Genomic DNA, 5,270 nt, shown 5'->3' with positions numbered 1-5,270 from the left:
GACGACGGCCCGCCGCTCGTCACCGGGGCGCAGATCGGCGACAGCGGCACCGGGCTGCACCTGGCGCTCGGCATCGTCGCCGCGCTCTACCAGCGGAACACGACCGGCCGCGGCCAGAAGGTGCTGGCGGCGATGCAGGACGGGGTGCTGAACCTGTGCCGCGTCAAGCTGCGCGACCAGCAGCGGCTCGACCGCACCGGCGTGATGAAGGAGTACCCGCAGTACCCGGACATCGGCTTCGGCGACGCGGTGCCGCGCGCTGGCAACGCCTCGGGCGGTGGTCAGCCGGGCTGGATCCTGAAGTGCAAGGGCTGGCAGAACGACCCCAACGCCTACATCTACTTCATCACCCAGGCGCCGGTGTGGGGCGCGATCTGCAAGGTGATCGGCGAAGAAGGCTGGATCACCGACCCGAGCTACGCCACGCCCAAGGCACGCCTGCCGCACCTGAAGTCGATCTTCGCCCGCATCGAGGAGTGGACGATGACGAAGACCAAGTTCGAGGCGATGGACATCCTCAACGAATTCGACATCCCCTGCGGCCCGATCCTGTCGATGAAGGAGATCGCCGAGGACCCTTCGCTGCGCGCCACCGGCACCATCGTCGAGGTCGACCACCCGACGCGCGGCAAGTACATCACCGTCGGAAACCCGATCAAGATGTCGGACAGCGCCACCGAGGTGACGCGCTCGCCGCTTCTGGGCGAGCACACCGAAGAAGTCCTCGCCGAGCTCGGCTACGGCGCCGACGCGATCGCCGAACTCCGCGCCTCGCGCGTGATCTGAATCGACACTCAAAGGACAGCCATGAACAGGGACAAGGCCAAGGTCAGGGGAATCCTCGACGCCGTCAAGGCGAACGGGCGCGATTCGCTCACCGCACCGGAAGGCAAGATCGTCTGCGACGCCTACGGCATCACCGTGCCGCAGGAAGGCGTCGCCGCCGACGCCGCGGCCGCCCAGAAGCTTGCCTCGTCGATGGGATTCCCGGTGGTGCTGAAGATCGTCTCGCCCGACATCCTGCACAAGACCGAGGCCGGCGGCGTGCTGGTCGGCCTGAAGAGCACGGAGGAGGTGGGCAAGGGCTTCGACACCATCGTCGCCAACGCCAAGAAGTACAAGGGCGACGCCATCATCCTGGGCGTGCAGGTCCAGCAGATGGTGATGGGCGGCCAGGAAGTGATCATCGGCGCCGTCACCGACGGCAGCTTCGGCAAGCTGGTCGCCTTCGGCCTCGGCGGCGTGCTCGTCGAGGTGATGAAGGACATCACCTTCCGCCTCGCGCCGGCGACCGAACAGGACGCCTACTCGATGCTCGACGGCATCCAGGCAGCGGCGATGCTGAAGGGCGTGCGCGGCAGCGATCCGGTGAACCGTGACGCGCTGGCGAAGCTGATCGTCGGCGTCAGCGAGCTGGTCACCGACTTTCCCGAGATCTCCGAGCTGGACCTGAACCCGGTCTTCGCCAGCAAGCAGGGCGCGATCGCCGCCGACGTTCGAATCGTCGTCGACTTCGCGCCGAAGACGCCGCGCTTCCGCCCGGAAGAGGCCGACGTGCTGGCGAGCATGAAGCGGGTCATGCAGCCGAAGTCGCTGGCCGTCATCGGCGCGTCCGACGAGGCCGGCAAGATCGGCAATTCGGTGATGAAGAACCTCATCAACGGCGGCTACAAGGGGGACATCTACCCGATCCACCCGAAGTCGGCCGAGATCATGGGCTTCAAGGCCTACAAGAGCGTCAAGGACGTTCCCGGAGACATCGACACGGCCGTGTTCGCGATCCCGGCCAAGCTGGTCGCCGGCGCGCTGACCGAGTGCGGCGAGAAGAAGATCGCCGGCGCGGTGCTGATCCCCTCGGGCTTCGCCGAGACGGGCGAGCACGCCCTGCAGGACGAGTTGGTGGCGATCGGCCGCAAGTACGACATTCGCCTGATGGGGCCGAACATCTACGGCTTCTACTACACGCCGGCCAACCTCTGCGCCACCTTTTGCACCGCGTACGACGTCAAGGGCTCGGTGGCGCTGTCGTCGCAATCGGGCGGCATCGGCATGGCGATCATCGGCTTCTCGCGCTCGGCGAAGATGGGCGTGTCGGCGATCGTCGGCCTCGGCAACAAGTCCGACATCGACGAGGACGACCTGCTCATCTTCTTCGAGCAGGACCCGAACACCAAGGTCATCGCGCAGCACTGCGAGGACCTGAAGGACGGCCGCGCCTTCGCCGAGGTCGCCAAGCGCGTCTCGAAGAAGAAGCCGGTGATCATGCTGAAGGCCGGCCGCACGTCGGCCGGGGCCAAGGCGGCGAGCTCGCACACCGGCGCGCTGGCCGGCAACGACAAGATCTACGAGGACGTGCTGAAGCAGTCGGGCGTGATCCGGGCCCGGAGCCTGCGCGACCTGCTCGACTTCGCGCGCGGCGTGCCCGTGCTGCCCACGCCCAAGGGCGAGAACGTCCTCATCATCACCGGAGCCGGCGGCTCGGGCGTGCTGCTGTCGGACGCCTGCATCGACAACGGTCTCAGCCTGATGGCGATGCCGCCCGACCTCGATGCCGCCTTCCGGAAATTCATCCCGCCCTTCGGCGCCGCCGGCAACCCGGTCGACATCACCGGCGGCGAGCCGCCGAAGACCTACCAGAACACCGTCAAGCTCGGCCTCCAGGACGAGCGCATCCACGCGCTGATCCTCGGCTACTGGCACACGATCGTGACGCCGCCCATGGTCTTCGCCAAGCTGATGGTCGAGGTGCGCGACGAGATGCGGGCGCAGGGCTTCGACAAGCCGATCGTGGCCTCGCTCGCCGGCGACGTGCAAGTCGAGGAAGCGGCCGAGTACCTGTATGCGAACGGCATCCCGGCGTACGCCTACTCGACGGAGATCCCGGTCGCGGTGCTCGGCGCGAAGTACCAATGGGCGCGCGGCGCCGGTCTCCTCTAGAGGATGAGGCTCCCACGCTCACTGCGTTCGCTGCCCCCCGACGGGGGCGCAGTCGGCTTGGGAGCGGCCCGGCGCCGACTGACGTGAATCACCCGGTCATCCCGATCGTCCGGCTGGAGCCGACAAGACAGCGCAAGCGTGCCGCACCCCGGGGTCGCCGCGTCGACCCCGTGGCGCTCGCCGAGGTCCAGGCCCTGCTCGGCTCCGAGTCGCGGCAGAGCGACCTGCTGATCGAGCACCTGCACAAGATCCAGGACCGGTACGGCCACCTCTCGACACAGCACCTGGCCGCGCTGGCCCAGGAGATGCGGCTGGCGCAGACCGAGGTCTACGAGGTCGCGAGCTTCTATCACCACTTCGACATCGTCCGCGAAGGCGACGCCGCGCCGGCGCCGCTGACGGTGCGCGTCTGCGACGGCCTCTCGTGCGAGCTCGCCGGCGCCGGCGAGCTGCTCGAGAGGCTGCCGGCCCTGCTCGGCCGCGACGTCCGCGTCATCGCGGCGCCGTGCATCGGCCGCTGCGAGCAGGCGCCGGCGGCGGTCGTCGGGCAGAACGCCATTCCTCGGGCCAGCGTTGCAGCAATCGCCGCCGCCGTGCAGGCGAAGGCCACCGCGCCGGTGATCGAGGACTGCATCGACTTCGACCGTTACCGCGCCGAGGGTGGCTACGCGCTGCTGCGCGAGTGCGTGGGCGGCCGCTACAGCATCGATTCCGTCATCAAGGTGATGGAGGATTCCGGCCTGCGCGGCCTCGGCGGCGCCGGCTTTCCGGCCGGTCGCAAGTGGCGCATCGTCGGTGCCGAGCCCGGCCCGCGCCTGATGGCCGTCAACATCGACGAAGGCGAGCCGGGCACCTTCAAGGACCGCGTCCTGCTCGAGCGCGACCCGCACCGCTTCCTCGAGGGTATGGCCATCGCGGCCTGGGCGGTGGGCATCGAGCAGGTCTACATCTACCTGCGCGACGAATACCACGGCTGCCGGGCGATGCTGGAGGCCGAGGTGGCGAGGCTGCGCGCCGATCCTCCCGTGCCGAACTTCCCGGAGATGATTCTGCGCCGAGGCGCCGGCGCCTACATCTGCGGCGAAGAGTCGGCCATGATCGAGTCGATCGAGGGCAAGCGCGGCATGCCGCGCCTGCGCCCGCCGTACGTCGCGCAGGTCGGCCTGTTCGGGCGGCCGACGCTCGAGCACAACTTCGAGACGCTGTACTGGGTGCGCGAGCTGCTCGAGAAGGGCGGCGCCTGGTTCGCTTCGCACGGCCGCCACGGCCGCAAAGGCCTTCGCTCGTTCTCGGTATCGGGGCGGGTGAAGAATCCGGGGGTGAAGCTGGCACCGGCCGGCATCACGATCCAGGAGCTGATCGACGAGCACTGCGGCGGAATGCAGGACGGCCACGCCTTCTATGCCTACCTGCCGGGCGGCGCGTCGGGCGGCATCCTGCCGGCGACCATGAACCAGATCCCGCTCGATTTCGACACGCTGCAGCCCTACGGCTGCTTCATCGGCTCGGCCGCCGTGATGGTGCTGTCCGACCGCGACACCGCCGTCGGCGCGGCACGCAACCTGATGCGATTTTTCGAGCACGAGTCCTGCGGCCAGTGCACACCTTGCCGCAACGGCACGGCGAAGGCGTCGGTGCTGATGGCCCGGCCGACCTGGGACCTCGAGCTGCTGCAGGACCTGTCCGTGGTCATGCGCGATGCCTCGATCTGCGGCCTCGGTCAGGCGGCGCCGAACCCCGTCGACTGCGTCATCCGCTATTTTCCGCACGAGCTCACGGCCTGACCGCGGCCGAGGAACCGACATGAATGCCATCACGGAAGTCGAAGTCGGCGCCCTGCTCGTCGCCTTCGAGCTCGACGGACGCGAGGTCGCTGCCCGGCCCGGCGAGACGCTGATCCAGGTCGCCGACCGCGAAGGCGTCGCCATCCCGCGCCTCTGCTACCGGGAGGGCATGGAAGAGGTGGGGAACTGCCGCGCCTGCGTCGTCGAGATCGACGGCGAGCGCGTCCTGGCGCCGTCGTGCTGCCGTTTCCCGACGGCGGGCATGAAGGTGTCGAGCCGGAGCGATCGCGCCCTGAAGTCGCAGCGGCTCGTGCTCGAGTTGCTGCTGTCGGACATGCCGGAGAAGGCGTACACGCGGCACAGCGAGCTCGACCAGTGGGCGCAGGCGCTCGACGTCCGCAAGCCCCGTTTCCCGGCCCGTCCGCCGGTCGAGACCGACCTCTCGCACCCGGCGATGGCGGTCCATCTCGACGCCTGCATCCAGTGCACACGCTGCGTCCGCGCCTGCCGCGACGAGCAGGTCAACGACGTCATCGGCCTGGCCTACCG

General features: G+C 68.7%; 4 protein-coding genes. All 4 read left to right on the top strand.

The features are described 5' to 3' along the window. A partial coding sequence (locus tag AC30N0_RS06775; RefSeq protein WP_489517164.1) for a formyl-CoA transferase occupies positions 1-786 on the top strand: 786 nt, incomplete at its 5' end. A 21-nt stretch (positions 787-807) separates the two neighbouring features. Next, positions 808-2,937: an acetate--CoA ligase family protein gene (locus AC30N0_RS06770; RefSeq protein WP_489517163.1), complete on the top strand. Its 2,130-nt coding sequence runs from the start codon at positions 808-810 to the stop codon at positions 2,935-2,937. 83 nt (positions 2,938-3,020) lie between these two features. Continuing rightward, a complete protein-coding gene (locus AC30N0_RS06765; RefSeq protein ID WP_489517162.1) occupies positions 3,021-4,721 on the top strand; it encodes an NADH-ubiquinone oxidoreductase-F iron-sulfur binding region domain-containing protein in 1,701 nt (566 codons plus the stop codon). A gap of 19 nt (positions 4,722-4,740) precedes the next feature. Then, positions 4,741-5,270 (top strand): 2Fe-2S iron-sulfur cluster-binding protein (locus tag AC30N0_RS06760; protein ID WP_489517161.1); only part of this gene is annotated, 530 nt, incomplete at its 3' end.

The sequence above is a fragment of the Rhizobacter sp. genome (assembly GCF_031412495.1).
Classification (GTDB): Bacteria; Pseudomonadota; Gammaproteobacteria; order Burkholderiales; family Burkholderiaceae_C; genus Schlegelella_A.
The sequence above is the reverse complement of the archived record's forward strand: the minus strand, read 5'-3'. Positions and strand labels throughout refer to the sequence as shown.

Coding starts and splice junctions, on each gene's coding strand:
- AC30N0_RS06770 (WP_489517163.1), top strand. CDS start 808: ATGAACAGGGACAAGGCCAAGGTCAGGGGAATCCTCGACGCCGTCAAG.